The organism is Streptomyces sp. NPDC045998, assembly GCF_056430285.1.
This window is the reverse complement of sequence record NZ_JBWKLJ010000009.1, coordinates 1-17389: the sequence shown is the minus strand read 5'-3', so window position 1 is coordinate 17389 and position 17389 is coordinate 1. Positions and strand designations below refer to the sequence as shown.

The 17389-nt window shown below is 70.9% G+C and carries 15 protein-coding genes, 1 rRNA gene and 1 riboswitch; of the genes, 3 read left to right on the top strand and 13 right to left on the bottom strand.

What is annotated here, in order from left to right; all coding sequences use genetic code 11:
• Window positions 1-2: 2 nt before the first annotated feature.
• A complete protein-coding gene (locus tag AC07FJ_RS25160; RefSeq protein ID WP_479051544.1) occupies window positions 3-1508 on the bottom strand; it encodes a glutamate-cysteine ligase family protein in 1506 nt (501 codons plus the stop codon).
• Window positions 1509-2013: 505 nt separating this feature from the next.
• On the opposite strand from AC07FJ_RS25160, the gene AC07FJ_RS25155 reads away from it, so the two are divergent.
• Window positions 2014-2616, top strand: a complete 603-nt coding sequence (locus AC07FJ_RS25155; RefSeq protein WP_479051543.1) for a hypothetical protein — start codon at window positions 2014-2016, stop codon at window positions 2614-2616.
• 252 nt (window positions 2617-2868) lie between these two features.
• Window positions 2869-3075: a DUF5999 family protein gene (locus tag AC07FJ_RS25150; RefSeq protein WP_479051542.1), complete on the top strand. Its 207-nt coding sequence runs from the start codon at window positions 2869-2871 to the stop codon at window positions 3073-3075.
• Between the two features lie 69 nt (window positions 3076-3144).
• Here AC07FJ_RS25150 and gcvP read toward each other — a convergent pair whose 3' ends face one another.
• Window positions 3145-6030, bottom strand: coding sequence for an aminomethyl-transferring glycine dehydrogenase (gene gcvP / locus AC07FJ_RS25145; RefSeq protein ID WP_479051541.1), 2886 nt, complete (start codon window positions 6028-6030; stop codon window positions 3145-3147).
• Between the two features lie 179 nt (window positions 6031-6209).
• Window positions 6210-6309, bottom strand: a riboswitch (glycine riboswitch).
• Between the two features lie 123 nt (window positions 6310-6432).
• On the opposite strand from gcvP, the gene AC07FJ_RS25140 reads away from it, so the two are divergent.
• The gene (locus tag AC07FJ_RS25140) at window positions 6433-6804 is read left to right on the top strand and encodes a PRC-barrel domain-containing protein (protein WP_479051540.1); all 372 of its coding nucleotides are present in this window, start codon (window positions 6433-6435) and stop codon (window positions 6802-6804) included.
• 114 nt (window positions 6805-6918) lie between these two features.
• Here AC07FJ_RS25140 and AC07FJ_RS25135 read toward each other — a convergent pair whose 3' ends face one another.
• The 11 genes from AC07FJ_RS25135 to rrf form a co-directional block, all read right to left on the bottom strand.
• A complete protein-coding gene (locus AC07FJ_RS25135) occupies window positions 6919-8343 on the bottom strand; it encodes a DNA polymerase IV (protein WP_479051539.1) in 1425 nt (474 codons plus the stop codon).
• A 91-nt stretch (window positions 8344-8434) separates the two neighbouring features.
• The gene (locus AC07FJ_RS25130) at window positions 8435-9058 is read right to left on the bottom strand and encodes a MerR family transcriptional regulator (protein WP_479051538.1); all 624 of its coding nucleotides are present in this window, start codon (window positions 9056-9058) and stop codon (window positions 8435-8437) included.
• 240 nt (window positions 9059-9298) lie between these two features.
• Complete coding sequence (locus tag AC07FJ_RS25125; protein WP_033327106.1) at window positions 9299-9772, bottom strand: bifunctional nuclease family protein; 474 nt, start codon at window positions 9770-9772, stop codon at window positions 9299-9301.
• A gap of 64 nt (window positions 9773-9836) precedes the next feature.
• Window positions 9837-10589 carry a transcriptional regulator FtsR gene (ftsR, locus tag AC07FJ_RS25120; RefSeq protein WP_479051537.1) on the bottom strand — a complete coding sequence of 251 codons (753 nt, stop codon included), beginning with the start codon at window positions 10587-10589 and terminating at the stop codon, window positions 9837-9839.
• A gap of 17 nt (window positions 10590-10606) precedes the next feature.
• The gene (locus tag AC07FJ_RS25115; RefSeq protein ID WP_361420822.1) at window positions 10607-11485 is read right to left on the bottom strand and encodes an FHA domain-containing protein; all 879 of its coding nucleotides are present in this window, start codon (window positions 11483-11485) and stop codon (window positions 10607-10609) included.
• Window positions 11486-11567: 82 nt separating this feature from the next.
• Complete coding sequence (locus AC07FJ_RS25110) at window positions 11568-12548, bottom strand: DUF881 domain-containing protein (RefSeq protein WP_479051536.1); 981 nt, start codon at window positions 12546-12548, stop codon at window positions 11568-11570.
• Between the two features lie 5 nt (window positions 12549-12553).
• Window positions 12554-12886 (bottom strand): small basic family protein, encoded by a 333-nt coding sequence (locus AC07FJ_RS25105; RefSeq protein ID WP_064068997.1) that lies wholly within the window; start codon window positions 12884-12886, stop codon window positions 12554-12556.
• A complete protein-coding gene (locus AC07FJ_RS25100; RefSeq protein WP_479051535.1) occupies window positions 12883-13812 on the bottom strand; it encodes a DUF881 domain-containing protein in 930 nt (309 codons plus the stop codon). Before AC07FJ_RS25100 ends, AC07FJ_RS25105 begins: the two co-directional genes overlap by 4 nt.
• A 122-nt stretch (window positions 13813-13934) precedes the next feature.
• Window positions 13935-16430, bottom strand: coding sequence for a mannose-1-phosphate guanyltransferase (locus AC07FJ_RS25095; protein WP_355367142.1), 2496 nt, complete (start codon window positions 16428-16430; stop codon window positions 13935-13937).
• A gap of 114 nt (window positions 16431-16544) precedes the next feature.
• Window positions 16545-17153: a cardiolipin synthase ClsA gene (clsA, locus tag AC07FJ_RS25090; RefSeq protein ID WP_479051534.1), complete on the bottom strand. Its 609-nt coding sequence runs from the start codon at window positions 17151-17153 to the stop codon at window positions 16545-16547.
• A gap of 144 nt (window positions 17154-17297) precedes the next feature.
• Window positions 17298-17389: ribosomal RNA gene (rrf, locus tag AC07FJ_RS25085) — 5S ribosomal RNA — on the bottom strand; the annotation flags it as partial.

Here is a 17389-nt window from a genome sequence, read left to right as displayed (position 1 = left end):
CCCTACGGCGCCGGGAACCCCACCGGCCAGGTGTGCACGGGCTCGCCCTGCCGCATCAGCTCGCAGTAGCGGCGCGTGGTGGCGGCCAGCGCGGCGTCGCGCCCCAGACCCGCCGCCAGCGCCCGGTGGAACGTCTCCACCTGCCAGGACGCGCCGTTCACCCGCCGCTTGCACCGCTCCTCGATGATCCCCAGGTACCGGTCCCGGTCCGCGCGCTCGACGCCCCACGCGTCGAGCCCCGCCGACGCGAGCGGCAGCAGCTCGTCCCGTACGAGCTTCACCGCCGGTACGGTCGTGCTCCCGCCGCCGCGCCCCGGGCGGGGCCAGCGCAGCTCGGCGTCGATGCCGTACCGGCACGCGGTGTCGAAGTTGGCGGCCGCGTCCGCGAACGGCATCCGCCGCCACAGCGGCCGCGCCTCCTCCGCCAGAGCCCGTACGAGCCCGTAGTAGAAGGCCGCGTTGGCCAGTACGTCGTCGACGGTCGGCCCCGCCGGCAGCACCCGGTTCTCCACCCGCAGGTGCGGTACGCCGTCGACCACCCCGTACACCGGCCGGTTCCAGCGGTAGACCGTGCCGTTGTGCAGGACGAGCTCCTGGAGGGACGGTACGGCGCCGCCGTCGAGGACCCGCAGCGGCTCCTCGTCGTCACAGATGGGCAGGAGGGCGGGGAAGTACCGCACGTTCTCCTCGAAGAGCTCGTACGCAGAGGAGACCCACCGCTCGCCGAACCACGTCCGCGGCCGTACGCCCTGCGCCTGGAGCTCGGGCGGCCGGGTGTCGGTGGCCTGCGTGAACAGCGGCGGCCGGGACTCCCGCCACAGCTCGCGCCCGAAGAGGAACGGCGCGTTGGCGCCGACGGCGATCTGCACGGCGGCGATGGCCTGCGCCGCGTTCCACACGTCCGGGAACCGCGCCGGCGTGACCTGGAGGTGCAGCTGTACGGAGGTGCAGGCGGCCTCGGGCGTGATGGAGCTGGCGGTGGAGCTGAGGTGCTCGACGCCCTCGATGTCGAGCGCGAAGTCCTCACCCCGCGCGGCCACGATCTGGTCGTTGAGCAGCATGTACCGGTCGACGTCCGACAGGTTCCCGGAGACGAGATCGCCCTCGGTGAGCGTGGGCAGGATCCCGATCATCACGATCCCGGCGTCGACCTCCTGGGCCTTGCGGTGCGCGTACCCGAGGCCGGTGCGCAGCTCCTCGGCGAGCTGATCGAAAACACGGCCGCCGAGCCGGTGCGGGGCGATGTTCACTTCCAGGTTGAACATTCCGAGTTCCGTTTGGAAATCCCGGCTCGCTATGCGCTCCAGCACCTCGGCATTCATCATCCGCGGCAGGCCGTCCGAGCCCGCCAGATTCAGCTCGATCTCCAAGCCCATCAGATTCTTGGGGCGGTCGAACCTCTTCTCGGCGAGGAGTCGCTCAAGGGCCGTAAGACACTGCTGGAGCTTGTGGCGATACCTCTGCCGATCGGACAGGTCGAACGCGCCCGCCACGACCTTCTCCCCCATCGAAGCGTCCCTCCTCGTGGGTGGCGCGCGGCGTCGGCCGCCCGCGTCACGGACGATAATGCCCAGCCGGACTGATCTGTAACGCCCCCGCCGACACCGTGTGGCGGGTAGGCTGGATAGGAAGACCGTCCGGCACATTCCGGGGGCAAGCCGCAGCGCGTGGTTACCACGGGCAAGTCCCGCTGACTTCCGATGATAAACACCGGCGAGATTCGGCCGACCGCGCCCTGAGCAGCGGCGCAGGCCGGGGCGGTGGGGTTCACGGGAAATCTACAGAAACTCCGCATAACAAAGTCCCGATCCGGGCTTGTTCGCAATATCGGCGACAGCTAGCGGAAACATCACGTGAACACGCGTCGTATAAACTCCGCGAACGAGGCAGAGAGTCGGCGCCCGGCCATGGCCCGACGGCCCCCGCACCGGCCCGCCCTCTGACCCCGTCGCCGACAGTGCCGTCCGCACCTCCCCCGCATCACCTGTCTCTTGAGTGAGAGGCGACCCAACCATGCCGCTCCATGTCTCCCAGGCACCCGCGCCCGCCCTTCGCAGTGTTCTCATGGCGCTCGGCTCCGCCGCCGTCCGTGAGGCCCACACCCCCGCTCTGCGGTCCGTCCAGGGACCGCTGAGCCCCGAACTCCCGTTGCCCGTCCACGAGTTGGACGTGCTGGACGTACGGGACCAGATCGTTCCGGCCGCCGGCGCGCCCCGCACGCGCCTGACCGGCTGGCGGTTCCTGATCCGCGGCGGCGACCGCCCCGTCGCCGCCGCGGACACGAGGCTCACCCCGGACGGGTGGGCCTTCTCGCACTTCTTCGAGGGGCCCTACCTCGCCTCGACCGAGCGCGCCCTGCACCAGGCCGAGACGATGACGACGCACTACCAGCCACGGCTGCTGTCCGTGCCGGAGCTGTACATGCTCACGCTGTGGCTGCACGGCGACCCGGACGCCGACCCGGCCACCGGCAGCCCCGCCCCGACGGACCTGCTGGTGCCGCTGGCGCCCGCGCCGCCCGGGATCGCCGCCCACCTCCCGTACCGGGTCGCGGACCTGCTGCCGGTCCTGACGCTGCGCCTCGGACCGCCGCCACTGCTGGAGTCAACCGCGTGACGCCGCGGGGTGGCCCGTACGGGCTAGCCCACTGGGGCCACCCCGAACCACCCGAAGGGACAGGGGGTTTGAGTTGAACCATCCGCACGGGTGATACGTCCTTAGGCAGTAGGAAGAGCTGCCGCGAAATCCCTGCGGACGGACGCCCGTGGGGCAACACTGGGACCGGATCGACCGACACTACGGGGGGCGGCCATGAACACCGCATCGAGCCGCAGGACAGACACCACACCGCAGCGAAAGAACCCATCCATGTGCCAGCACCAGCCACCCTGCCCGACCGCCGACTCCGCCGACCGAGAGGCGGCCCGCCTGGTGGCGCACCACCCGGAACAGGGCTGGAGCCTGCTGTGCAACGGCGTCCTCCTCTTCGAGGACACCGGTGAACTTCTGCCGGACGGCCAGATCATCGCGCCGCACCGACCGCTCGGCACCGCACAGGTCATGACGGCCGCCTGAGCCGGCCGGCGCACGGCGAAGGGCCGGTACGGAGTGATCCGTACCGGCCCTTCGTCATGACCGACGCCGTCAGTTGTCGTACTCGTCCAGCGGCGGGCACGAGCAGACCAGGTTGCGGTCGCCGAACGCGCCGTCGATCCGGCGCACCGGCGGCCAGTACTTGTCCGCGGCGGACACCCCGGCCGGGAAGACCGCCTCCTCACGGCTGTACGCGTGCGACCACTCGCCGCCCAGCGCGGCCGCGGTGTGCGGGGCGTTGCGCAGCGGGTTGTCCTCGGCGGGCCACTGGCCCGAGGCGACCTTCTCGATCTCGCCGCGGATCGCGATCATCGTGTCGCAGAACCGGTCGAGCTCGGCCAGGTCCTCGCTCTCGGTCGGCTCGATCATCAGCGTGCCGGCCACCGGGAACGACATGGTCGGCGCGTGGAAGCCGTAGTCGATCAGGCGCTTGGCGATGTCGTCGACGCTGACGCCGGTCGCCTTGGAGATCGGACGCAGGTCGACGATGCACTCGTGCGCGACGAGTCCGGCCGGGCCGGTGTACAGCACCGGGTAGTGCGGCTCCAGGCGCTTGGCGATGTAGTTGGCCGCGAGCACCGCCACCTGCGTGGCGCGCTTGAGGCCCTCGCCGCCCATGAGCCGGACGTACGCCCACGAGATCGGCAGGATGCCGGCTGAGCCCCACGGGGCGGCCGAGATCGGGCCGACGCCCGTCTCCGGGCCGGCGCCCGGCTGGAGCGGGTGGTTCGGCAGGTACGGGGCGAGGTGGGCGCGGACGCCGACCGGACCGACACCGGGACCGCCGCCGCCGTGCGGGATGCAGAAGGTCTTGTGCAGGTTGAGGTGCGAGACGTCGCCGCCGAACTCGCCCGGCTTCGCCAGCCCGACCAGCGCGTTGAGGTTGGCGCCGTCCACGTACACCTGGCCGCCGGCCTCGTGCACCTGGGCGCAGATGTCGGCGACGTGCTCCTCGAAGACGCCGTGCGTCGACGGGTAGGTGATCATCAGGACAGAGAGCTCGTCGCGGTACTGCTCGATCTTGGCGCGCAGGTCCTCGACGTCGATCTCGCCGTCGTCGGCGGTCTTGACGACGACGACCTTCATCCCGGCCATCACCGCGCTGGCGGCGTTGGTGCCGTGCGCGGACGACGGGATCAGACAGACGGTGCGCTGCGTGTCGCCGTTGGCGCGGTGGTACGCGCGCACCGCGAGCAGACCGGCGAGCTCGCCCTGCGAACCGGCGTTGGGCTGGATCGACACCTTGTCGTAGCCGGTGACCTCGGCGAGGCGCTCCTCCAGCTCACGGATGAGGGTGAGGTAGCCCTGCGCCTGGTCGGCCGGCGCGAAGGGGTGCATCTGACCGAACTCGGGCCAGGTCACCGGCTCCATCTCGGTGGTGGCGTTCAGCTTCATCGTGCAGGAGCCGAGCGGGATCATGCCCCGGTCCAGCGCGTAGTCGCGGTCGGCGAGCTTGCGCAGGTAGCGCAGCATCGCGGTCTCCGAGCGGTGCGCGTGGAAGACCGGGTGGGTGAGGTACGCGTCCGAGCGCAGCAGCGCCTCGGGCAGCGCCTCCGCGGTCTCGGCGTCCAGCGACTCGATGTCGCCGCGTACGCCGAAGGCCTCCCACACGGCGGCGAGCTGCGCGCGGCCGGTGGTCTCGTCGCAGGCGACCGAGACGTGGTCGGCGTCGACGAGGCGGAGGTTGACGCCGTTCTCGCGGGCGGCGGCGACGGCCTCGGCGGCCTTGCCCGGCACCCGGACGGTCACGGTGTCGAAGAAGCTCGAGTGGACGACCTCGACGCCGCCGGCGCGCAGCCCCTCGGCGAGGATCGTGGCGTACCGGTGCACGCGCTGGGCGATCTGCTTCAGCCCGTCGGGGCCGTGGTACACGGCGTACATGCCGGCCATGACGGCGAGCAGCACCTGCGCGGTGCAGATGTTGCTGGTGGCCTTCTCGCGGCGGATGTGCTGCTCGCGGGTCTGGAGCGCCAGGCGGTACGCCCGGTTGCCGTCGGCGTCGACGGAGACGCCGACGAGCCGGCCCGGGAGGGAGCGGGCGAAGGTGTCGCGCACGGCCATGTAGCCGGCGTGCGGACCGCCGAAGCCCATCGGCACGCCGAACCGCTGGGTGGTGCCCACGGCGATGTCGGCACCCAGCTCGCCGGGCGAGGTGAGCAGCGTCAGCGCGAGCAGGTCGGCGGCGACGGTGACGACGGCACCGAGCTCGTGGGCCCGGTCGATGACCGGCTTGATGTCCCGTACGGCACCGGAGGCGCCCGGGTACTGGATCAGCACGCCGAAGACGCCGCGCTCGGCCACCTCCGCCGGGATCCCCTCGGCGAGGTCGGCGACGACGACCTCGACACCGGTCGGCTCCGCCCGGGTCTCGATGACGGCGATGGTCTGCGGCAGGGCGTCGGCGTCGACGAGGAAGACACCGCCCTTGACCTTGCCGACGCGGCGGGCCAGCGACATGGCCTCGGCGGCGGCGGTGCCCTCGTCGAGCAGCGAGGCGCCGGAGGTGGGCAGGCCGGTCAGGTCGGCGACCATGGTCTGGAAGTTGAGCAGCGCCTCCAGGCGGCCCTGCGAGATCTCCGGCTGGTAGGGCGTGTACGCCGTGTACCAGGCGGGGTTCTCCATGACGTTGCGCAGGATGACCGGGGGCGTGAAGGTGCCGTAGTAGCCGAGCCCGATCATCGGGGCGAGCACCTGGTTGCGGTCGGCAAGCGAGCGCAGCTCGGCGAGGACCTCGGCCTCGGTGCGCGCGGCCGGCAGGCCGAGCGCCTCGGCGGTCTTGATCACATCCGGCACGGCGGCGGCGGTGAGCTCGTCGAGCGAGCCGTAGCCGACCTGCGCGAGCATCTTGGCGCGGGCCTCGGCGTCGGGGCCGATGTGCCGCTGCTCGAAGGGGATGCCCTGCTCAAGCTCGGAGAGCGGAGTACGGTTGGCGGTCATCTACGGAGGCCTCCTGGTCGTCACGACCTGCGAGGGGCACCATGGCGCGGGTGCCCGGACGGCCTCCCCCTCTGTCATCTCAACCTGAGAGCTTCACCGGGCGCCACGGGGGGCCGCCCGGCTTTCACCGTCGGTGAGAGCGGATGCCGTCCGACGCCCGCCCTGCTTTCCAGAGTGACCTCGTCCATGCGGTACCGGGTGCCTGAGAGATTCCGGGGAGGATTTGCTCCTTCGGCGCCTCCGAAAGGTTTCTCCGAAGGACTCTCCCGCATGGGGTCAACAGCCGTCTGCCAGCCTACCAGCGAGGTCCGGGCCCGATCCCTCGAGTGGCCGACGTCACCGATGTGCACTTTCGTAGTGATGTAGCGCAATTGCGAGCCGGTGCGACCTGTTGGAGGGACCGTGCAGACCGATATCGATCCGCGGAGCCTGATCGGCCGCAAGGCCTACGACCGCAACGGCCACAAGATCGGGACCGTCGACGAGGTGTACCTGGACGACGCGACGGGCGTCCCCGAGTGGGCCGCCGTCCGTACCGGCCTCTTCGGCCGCGACGCCTTCGTCCCCCTGGCCCCCAGCGACCTCGCCGACGACGGCCTGCACGTCCCCTACGACCGCGCCCTGATCAAGGACGCCCCGGACTTCGGCGTGGGCCGCCACCTCTCCCCCGAGCAGGAGCTCCAGCTCTACCACCACTACGGCCTGGAGCTCCCGTCTCCGCCGGACCCGGACCCCGACCCCGGCCTCGGCAACCTGGCCGGCCGCGACGGCTGACGCGCCTTCCGGAACCCGCGGCACCGGCGGCCGGACACGCCCGGCACGCCACGCTCCGGCATGGCGGCCCTGCAGGCCGCGGGCCCCGGGCGTCCGGCCCGCCCGGCCCGCCCGTCAGGGCGACGGCGCCCGCTCCACCGCCGCCTCCCGCGCGACCAGCGGCAGCGGGTCCGACAGCTCCAGGTCCGGGTCGTCGGTCCGGAAGGTCCGCACCCGGCCCGGGGGCGAGCCCGGCTCCTCGAACCGCACGGTCACGCGCCCCACCCCGCTGCCCTGCACCCACCCCGGCCCGTACTCCGCGTGCCGTACGTCCTGCCCGGCCAGCCACCTGCGCTCCCCGCCGGTGTCCTCCGCGGCCCCCGGTTCGCCGCCCTCGTCTCCCCCCGCTCCTGCCCTTGCGGCCGGTTCCTGCGGCTCCGGGGCCACGTCGCCCTGTGCGCCCACCGGAGCCTCCACCAGGGCGGCCTGGGCGAACAGGTCCTCCTGGGTGTAGTCCGCCAGCCCCGTCACGCCCACGCCCAGCAGCCGCACGCCGCCCGTGGTGTCCACGGACTCCAGCAGCCGGGCCGCCGCCTCCCGCACCACCGCGGGGTCGTCCGTCGGTCCGCGCAGGGTCTCGGATCTGGTCAGCGTCGAGAAGTCGTACCGGCGCACCTTGAGCACCACCGTCCGCCCGGAGCGCCCGGCGCCACGCAGCCGGCGCACGCACCGGTCGGCCAGACGCTCCACCTCCAGGCGCACCCGCACGCGGTCGTGCAGGTCCACGTCGAAGGTGTCCTCGACGGAGACGGACTTGGCGTCCCGCTCGGCCACCACGGGCCGGTCGTCGTGCCCCAGGGCCATCCGGTACAGCGAGGCCCCGTGCGCCTTGCCCAGGAGCCGTACGAGCTCGTCCTCGCCCGCCTCCGCGAGGTCGGCCACGGTCGTCATCCCGGCCCGCCGCAGGTGCTCGCCGGTGGCGGGGCCGACTCCCGGCAGGATCCGCACCGACATCGGCCCGAGCAGCTCGCGCTCGGTCCCGGGCTCGATGAGCACCAGCCCGTCGGGCTTCGCCTGCTCCGACGCGATCTTCGCCAGCATCTTGGAGCCCGCGAGGCCGACGGAGCCGGTCAGCCCCGTGACCGCCCGGATGTCCGCGCGCAGCCGCTCCCCGGTCGCCCGCGCGGTCGCCGCGTCCCGGGCCGTACCGCCCGCCTGGCCCGCCTCCAGGTCGACGAACGCCTCGTCCAGGCTCAGCGGCTCCACCAGCGGCGACAGCCGCCGCAACAGCTCCATGACCTGGTCGCTCACCGCCCGGTAGAGCGTGAAGCGCGGCACCAGGTACGCGGCGTTCGGCGCCAGCCGCCGCGCCTGGGCCATCGGCATCGCCGAGTGCACCCCGAAGCGCCGCGCCTCGTACGAGGCGGTGGCGACGACCCCGCGCGGCCCGAGGCCGCCCACCACCACGGGCTTTCCGCGCAGGCTCGGCTTCGCCGCCTGCTCGGCGGCGGCGAAGAAGGCATCCATGTCCAGATGCAGAATCGTCGGCGCGGCTCTCACATCACCGATGCTGCCCTACGCCACTGACAATCGCCCGCACGCACGTGCGAGCCCGCGCGGGAGCCCGACGGCAAACGCGGCCACGCCGCCGTCACACGGCCCTGTCGCGCCTGCGCCGCGCCAGCTCGTCAGCCGGATTGTGCCCGATGAGCGTCTCGCCGGTGTCGACGCGCTCCCCGTGCAGCTGCGACAGCGCCGCCTCGACATCCCGCCACACCACGCCCACGGCGATCCCGAAGACACCCTGACCGCCCTGGAGGAGATCGACGACCTCGTCGGGCGACGAGCACTCGTACACCGTGGCGCCGTCACTCATCAGCGTCATGCGCTCCAGGTCGCGATCGCCCCGGGCGCGCAGGTGCTGGACGGCGGCGCGGATGTTCTGCAGCGCGACGCCGGTGTCCAGGAACCGTTTGACGATCTTCAGGACGACGACGTCGCGGAAGCTGTAGAGCCGCTGCGTCCCCGACCCGTACGCGGGCCGCACGCTGGGCTCGACGAGACCCGTACGGGCCCAGTAGTCGAGCTGCCGGTAGGTGATGCCGGCCGCCGCGCAGGCGGTCGGGCCCCGGTATCCGATGACGTCGGCCGTCGGATCGGCCGCCTCCTGCTGAACCACCCCGTGGACGGACGCGTTTCCGTGAAGCGGATACGGCCCGCTCTGCCCCGGACTTCGTCCGGGGATACCCCCAACCGCACCGTCGCCGCTGCTCATCACGCCGACCCTCCGTCCTTGACCTGCCATCTCGACGGTAGGCAGTCACCCGGGGTGCGTCAACGATCGCCACACTCGGCACGCCGAGTGATAATCACCCTGAGGGTGGTTTGTCGTGTCCCTCTTCCGGGAACACCTCACCGAATGCGCTGGAGGCGGGGCGCGTCACCGCTCGGAGCGGCGATACCCGGTCGACGCCGCCGCGGATCCACCGCGCCGGCGTCACCGAAAGCGGCCGGGTCACTGACTGTTGGTGCCGAAGTCCTCGGGCGAGATCTGGTCGAGGAACTCGCGGAACTTCTCCACTTCGTCCTCCTGCTCGTCCGGAATCGCGATCCCGGCGTCGTCCAGCACCCCGTCACTTCCGTAGATGGGCGTACCGGTCCGCAGGGCCAGCGCTATGGCGTCGGACGGCCTGGCGCTCACCTCGACACCGCTGGCGAAGACCAGCTCCGCGTAGAAGACCCCGTCCCGCAGATCCGTGATCCGGACTTCGGTCAGCTCCTGACCCACGGCCTCCAAAACGTCCTTGAAGAGGTCATGGGTGAGCGGTCGCGCAGGGGCCATGCCCTGCTGGGCGAAGGCGATCGCCGTCGCCTCCCCGGGACCGATCCAGATGGGGAGGTACCGGTCGCCTCCCACTTCACGCAGGAGCACGATCGGCTGGTTGGACGGCATTTCCACCCGGACACCGACAACATCGAGCTCGTTCACATTGCAACCCTAGGACGTGCTGGACCGGTTTGGGTAGTCGGGGCCCCTCCGGACCCCTCGGAGCTCAGTGCAACCGGACACCCAGAGCCGTCTGCAGCAGCGCCGCGTGAAGCCGTACGGACAGGGCCGCGAGCTCCTTCGCGGTCGCCTCCGCATGCGCTCTGGTCTGCGGATTCCGGTGCCGGCGCAGTGGCGCGACGACCTGCTCGACCAGCCCGGCCTCGCGCTCGGCTGCGGCCTTCACGGCCCTCAGATGACGCGGTTCCAGACCGAATCCGCCCAGCTCCGCGACGAGCTTGGCGATGGTCACCGCCTCGGCGTCGTACGCGCCGTCCGCCACGGGCGTGATCAGCCCGTACGACTCCCACTCGGCGAGCTCGTCCTCGCCGACGCCGGCGGCCGCGAGGAGCTCCGCACGGCCGATCCTGGCCGCCGTCGGCGTGTCGAAGTCCGGCTCCCACGGGCCGGCGTCCACGGACTCGCGCGGTCCACCGGGGGTCGGGGCGGGCAGCCGCACCTGTTCCCCGCGCTCCAGGGCGTCGAGGTGCTCGCGGATCACCTTGAGCGGCAGGTAGTGGTCCCGCTGCATGCGCAGGATCCGCGCGAGCCGCTCCACATCCGCAGGACTGAACTTCCGGTATCCGGAAGCCGTCCGCTGCGGCTCGACGAGCCCCTCCGCCTCCAGGAAACGGATCTTGGAGATGGTCACTTCGGGAAACTCTTCCCGCAGCCGGGTGAGCACCGTCCCGATGCTCACCAGCTGGTCGGCCGCCCCGGCGGTGCCGTGTCCGGCACCGCCCGTCGGTGGTCGCGGCATGCGCCTCCCCTGCCGGGTCACACGCCCCGCTGGCTCGCGTAGAAGACCAGCCGGTACTTGCCGATCTGCACCTCGTCGCCGTTGGACAGCGCCACCGAGTCGATCCGCTCGCGGTTGACGTACGTGCCGTTGAGGCTGCCGACGTCCGCGACCGTGAAGCTGCCCTCCGGCGACCTGCGGAACTCCACATGACGCCGCGACACCGTCACGTCGTCGAGGAAGATGTCGCTCTGCGGATGACGCCCCGCAGTCGTCAGGTCGGAGTCCAGCAGGAAGCGACTGCCCGAGTTCGGCCCGCGGCGCACCACCAGGAGCGCCGAACCGAGCGGCAACGCCTCCACGGCCGCCTGCGCCTCGGGCGACAGCGACGGCAGCTGCGTCTGACCGGTGGCCTCGGAGTCGTACGCCTCCAGGCCCGAGATCGAGATCGTCGACGTCGTCTCGGACGCGCGCTCCGCCGGGACACCCGGACGCAGCGGGGCGCCACAGTTGGAGCAGAACCGGCTCGCCTCGGCGTTACGGTGCCCGCACCTCGTACAAACCGGCATGGACGAGTCTCCGCCCGTACTCGAGGTCGATGGTTCCCCGAAACCTATGCGGCCGGAACCAGCAGGGTCAACAGACGCGCCCTGCCCCCCGGGAACACCGCCCGGACCGGCGACCTCATCGCGGAACAGCGGGCGCTCGCCGCCCTGCTCCTCATTCTGGGCGTGGCGCGACGCGCGGTGCTTGGCACTGCTGCCGTCCTCGCGTGCGCTCTTGCCGAACAACTTCGCAAACAACTTCACGGGCGATTCCCCTTGACCGAAACAGACCCGCCCGTGGGGCAGGACGAACCCTGACTGAACACACCTGCCGACCCGGACACCCTCACAACGTCCGTATCCTCCGGACAGTTTCCACCACGCACCATGCGGGTGATGCGCCGACCCCCCGCAACCTCATGCCCTTGTCTCGCGGCCCCCATGCACCCCCGCCTCACTGCGATGACGACCGAGCGTAGTGAGGCCGCTCCGCCGCTCGCAAGGCATCCACGACGATCTTCTCGGACCTGGTCACCGACGCGGTGGCCTGCTCCTTCTCCAGCGTCTGTACGACACCTCCCGGAATGTTCAGCGCGGGCTCCAGGTCCTGGGGCTTCCCGATGACCTTGAAGCGGTACGGTGCGCCGATCTTCCGGCCGTCCACCTCGATGTCCCCGGCCTCACCGGAGATGTACGTGTCGGCGACGACCCGGACGTCGTTGACCTGGATCGCCTCGGCGCCCGCCGCGCGCAGCTCCTGGACGGCGTCCAGCAGCATGTCCGGCTCGACCGCCCCGGCGCCGTCGTCGATGGTGAGCGTGATCCCGGGACCCTGCGCCGCCACCGTACCGGCGAGGATACCCAGCTGACGCTCCTTCTCCTGGGTCTGCTTGCGGGCCTCTTCCGCCTGGTCGGAGCTGTTCACCAGCTCGGTGCGCTGGTCCTCCAGGCGCGCCTTCTCGGCCTCCAGCCGCTGCGTCCGGTCGTCCAGCTCGTCCAGGATGCGCACCAGGTCCTCCTGGCGGGCGCCGCGGAGGGCGCTGTTGTCGCTGGTCGAGCGGACCTGGATGGCGAGACCCAGGCCGAGGACGAAGAGCAGTACGGCGACGATGAGTTGGGCGCGCGTGACGCGCGGCGGCCACAGCCCGGCCGCGAGCCGCTGCCGCCCGGTCATCTCCGGATCGGCGGGCCGGCCGGGGCCGGGCTCGGCGGCGTACGGCTGCGCCGCCGCCGGCGACGGCGGCTCCGGACCGTCCGCCTCCGGGCCCTTCACCTCGGGCGGCAGCTCCTGCGGGGGCATGGCCTGCGGAGCCGGCGGCTCCGGCCGCTGGGGCTCCGGCCGCCGCGGCTCCGGGCTCTGCGGCCCCCGGCCACCCTGCCCCGGAGTCGGCGGGGGAGCCGGCTTCTCGTGCGGAGTCGGTTCGTTCTCGCTCATCGGCCTCACGCCCGGAACACATGCCGCCGGATGGCGGCGGCGTTGGAGAAGATGCGGATGCCCAGCACCACGACCACGCCCGTGGACAGCTGCGCGCCGACGCCGAGCTTGTCGCCCAGGAACACGATCAGCGCCGCCACGACGACGTTGGAGAGGAAGGAGACGACGAAGACCTTGTCCACGAAGATGCCGTCGAGCATGGCCCGCAGCCCTCCGAAGACCGCGTCGAGCGCCGCCACGACGGCGATCGGCAGGTAGGGCTCGACGACCGCCGGCACCTCGGGCCGGATGAACAGGCCGACCACGACTCCCACGACGAGGCCCAGTACGGCGATCAAGATGTGCCCTTCCCTGTGTCGGCCGCGCCCCGCCCGGCATCCGTGCCGGCTCCGGCGGGACTCGGCTCTGCTGTGCGTACGATCAGGCTCGACGCGGCCGGCAGGCGCACCTCGCCCTGATCCGAAATGCTGGTACGGATACCGAAGTTCTCCTGCAGCGCGTGCAGGTACTGCCCGTCGGGGCTGTCCTGGAACGCGGCGCTCAGCTTCTTCCCGTCCCCCACCGCCAGCACCGTGTACGGCGGCACCAGCGGTTTGTTGTCGACCAGTATGGCGTCGCCCGCCGCGCGGATCGCCGACAGGGCGGTCAGCCGCTGCCCGTTGATCGCGACCGCCTCGGCGCCCGACTGCCACAATCCGTTGACCACGCGCTGCATGTCGCGGTCGCGCACCCGCCCGGTGTCCGCGAAACCGCTGCTCTCACGCGGCCCGTCGCCGCCCTGCTCGGATTCCTTGGCGTCGTCGACGACCAGCTTGACGCCGGGGCCGCGTACCTCCGTCGCCCCGGAGAGCAGCGCCACGAGCTCCCCCTGGTCCCCGCCGTGCTCCTGCAGCGCCTTGCGCTGCCGCTCCCCCACCTCGGTGCGGAGCGCCTCGATCCGCTCCTCGAGCTTGTCGGCCGCGGTCGTCTCCGACTCGATCCGGTCGATGAGCTCCTCGCGCTCCTTGGCGACGACCGGGGCCGAGATCTGCGCCTGCGCGGCGCCGAGCGTGACCACCGCGGCGGCCAGTACCAGCCCCGCCGCGAGCCCGAGCTTGGCCCGCAGTGTGCGCGGCAGGCCGCCGCCCTCGGCGGTGCGGCGGGCCGAGGCCTCCGCGTACCCGTCGTCGAGCGCGTGGTCCATGACATTGGTCAGCAGCGACATGGACGCGTCGGGACGCGGAGGCGGGGAACCTGTGCTCCGAACGGGGGGCTGCTGCGACATGCCGCACATCGTCGCACGTCGCGGCTGCTACCGCCGAATGGCCCCACCGGTGTGCCGGGGGGCGCCCCTGGGCACCTCCCGGCACATCCGTATCCGATCCGCGTCAGGATCCGTTCCGAGCGTCAGCGACCGGCGCTCTCCACCACGGCGGCCCACTCGTCGAGCAGTGCCTGCGCGGACGCGTCATCCGGGCCTTCGGCCCACAGATGGGTGACGGCCTCCGCCGGGTCGGGCAGCACCATCACCCACCGGCCGTCGGCCTCGACCACCCGCACGCCGTCGGTCGTGTCGACGTGCCGGTCCCCGGCCGCCTCCACGACCCGCCGCATCACGAGACCCTTGACCGCCCACGGGGTGGCCAGGTCGCGCCGCAGCACATGGGCGCGGGGTATGCGCGCGTCGATCTGGCTGAGCGTGAGTTGCGTACGGGCCACCAGCCCGATCAGCCGCACGAACGCCGCCGTACCGTCGAAGACGCTGCTGAACTCGGGCACGATGAAGCCGCCGCGCCCGTCGCCGCCGAAGATGGTCGACTCCTCGCGGCCGACGCGGGTCAGGTCGTCCGGCGACGTGGTCGTCCACTCCACCTGCGTGCCGTGGTACGCCGCGACCTGCTCGGCGATCCTCGTCGTGGTCACCGGCAGCGCGACCCGCCCGCTGCGCCGTTCGGCGGCCACCAGGTCGAGCAGGACCAGCAGGGCCCGGTCGTCCTCGATGATCCGGCCCCGCTCGTCGACCAGCGAGATGCGCTCGCCGACCGGGTCGAACCGCACACCGAAGGCCGCCCGCGCCGAGGCCACGATCTCCCCGAGCCGTACGAGCCCGGCGCGCCGGGACTCAGCCGTCTCCGTGGGCCGGGACTCGTCGAGTCCGGGGTTGATCGTCAGCGAGTCCACCTGGAGCCGTCCGAGGAGGCTCGGCAGAACGAGCCCGGCGCTGCCGTTGGAGGCGTCCACGACGACCTTGAGGCCCGCCTCGGCGATGCCCGTCGTGTCGACGTTGCGCAGCAGGGACCCGGTGTACGAGTCGAAGACGCTGGACGGGAAGGACAGGTCGCCGATCTCGCCGGGGAAGGCCCGCCGGTACTCCTGGCGCGCGTAGACGCGGTCCAGCTTCCGCTGCCCGCCCTGCGACAGGTCCGCGCCCCGCTCGTCGAAGAACATGATGTCCACGGAGTCGGGCACCCCGGGCGACGTCCGGATCATGATGCCGCCGGCGCTGCCGCGAGCCGTCTGCTCACGTGCGACGGGCAGCGGCACGTTCTCCAGGTCGCGTACGTCGATGGCGCTGGCCTGCAGCGCCGAGATCACCGCCCGCTTGAGCGCTCTCGCACCCCTGGAGTGGTCACGCGCCGTGGTGACGGTCGCGCCCTTCTTCAGGGTCGTGGCGTACGCGCCCGCGAGCCGGACCGCCAGCTCGGGCGTGATCTCCACGTTGAGGATGCCGGACACGCCGCGGGCCCCGAAGAGGTGCGCCTGTCCGCGCGACTCCCAGATGACGGACGTGTTGACGAAGGCGCCGGCCTCGATGGTCTTGAACGGATAAACCCGTACGTTGCCCTGAACGATCGATTCTTCACCGACGAGGCACTCATCACCGATGACGGCGCCGTCCTCGATGCGGGCGGCCCGCATGATGTCGGTGTTCTTGCCGATCACACAGCCCCGCAGGTTGCTGTGCTGCCCGATGTAGACGTTGTCGTGAACAACCGCCTTGTGGAGGAAGGCGCCGCTCTTCACCACCACGTTCGACCCGACGACGGTGTGCTCGCGGATCTCCACATCGGCCTCGACCTTGGCGTAGTCCCCGATGTACAGGGGCCCGTGCAGGACGGCGTCGGGGTGCACCTCGGCACCTTCGGCGACCCACACGCCGGGCGAGATCTCGAAGCCGTCGAGCTGGACGTCGACCTTGCCCTCGAGGACGTCGGCCTGGGCCTTCACATAGCTCTCGTGCGTGCCGACGTCCTCCCAGTAGCCCTCGGCGACATAGCCGTAGATCGGCTTGCCTTCCTTCATCAGCTGCGGGAAGACATCGCCGGACCAGTCGACGGGGACGTCCGGCTGGACGTAGTCGAAGACTTCCGGCTCCATGACGTAGATGCCGGTGTTCACCGTGTCCGAGAAGACCTGTCCCCAGGTGGGCTTCTCCAGGAAGCGCTCCACCTTTCCTTCCTCGTCCACGATGGTGATGCCGAATTCGAGCGGGTTCGGCACCCGGGTCAGGCACACCGTGACGAGGGCGCCCTTTTCCTTGTGGAACCTGATGAGGTCGGTCAGGTCGAAGTCGGTGAGCGCGTCACCGGAGATGACGAGGAAGGCGTCGTCCTTCAGCGCCTCCTCGGCGTTCTTGACACTCCCCGCGGTGCCGAGTGGCTTCTCCTCATTGGCATAGGTGAGCTCCATGCCGAGCTCTTCGCCGTCGCCGAAGTAGTTCTTCACGAGCGAGGCGAGGAACTGCACGGTAACAACGGTCTCAGTGAGCCCATGCCGCTTGAGCAGCCGCAGCACGTGCTCCATGATCGGCCGGTTGGCCACCGGCAGGAGTGGCTTGGGCATGCTCGAGGTCATGGGGCGAAGGCGCGTGCCTTCACCACCAGCCATCACAACGGCTTTCATGTCGGAAGCGTCCTCCTTGCAGAGACGACGGTCTAGCCGACTTCACCCATCCGGTAACTGGCCGTCTTGTCTTCGGGGCGCGCTTCGTTGCTGCGCCGCACCAGAGGGACAGGCTCAATCGGCTGTGGTATCCGCCTTGACAAGTCGGCGGACTTGGATCACATAGAGGATCCCTGCCCACCAATAGAGAGTTGTACCCCATCCGGCGAACGCCCACCCGAAAACTTCAGCGAGTGATGCAAGCCACCCGTCCCCGTCACTGAGCAGAAGGAGCGGAAACGCGTACATCAAGTTGAACGTGGCGGCCTTGCCGAGGAAGTTCACCTGCGGCGGGGGATAGCCGTGCCGGCGGAGGATTCCCACCATCACCAGCAGCATCAGCTCGCGAGCCAATAGTGCGGTCGTCAACCACAGAGGGAGGATCTCGCGCCAGGTGAGCCCGAGGAGCGTCGAAAGGATGTAGAGCCGGTCGGCGGCCGGGTCGAGCAGGCGTCCGAGGCTGCTGATCTGGTTCCATCGACGGGCGAGTTTGCCGTCGAGATAGTCGCTGACACCGCTGAGCATCAGTACGAGGAGAGCCCAGCCATCGCTATTCGGCCCGCCGAAGACGGGGCGCAGGATCAGCCACAGGAAGAGCGGTACGCCGACCAGGCGAGCCATGCTCAGGATGTTGGGGATGGTGAGCACCCGGTCCGTCTGAACGCGGGTCTCCTGTACCTCCACCCGGGGCCTCCTGGGGGAACGTGCCAACGATGCCCCCTGACTTTACCGTCAGCACGGGCGGGCCCGTACACAGGGGTGCTGGCGTTCAGCCGCTGAACGCAGAAAAGCCCCGCACCAGAAGGTGCGGGGCTTTCCCCAAAAATTGTTCGGCGGCGTCCTACTCTCCCACAGGGTCCCCCCTGCAGTACCATCGGCGCTGAAAGGCTTAGCTTCCGGGTTCGGAATGTAACCGGGCG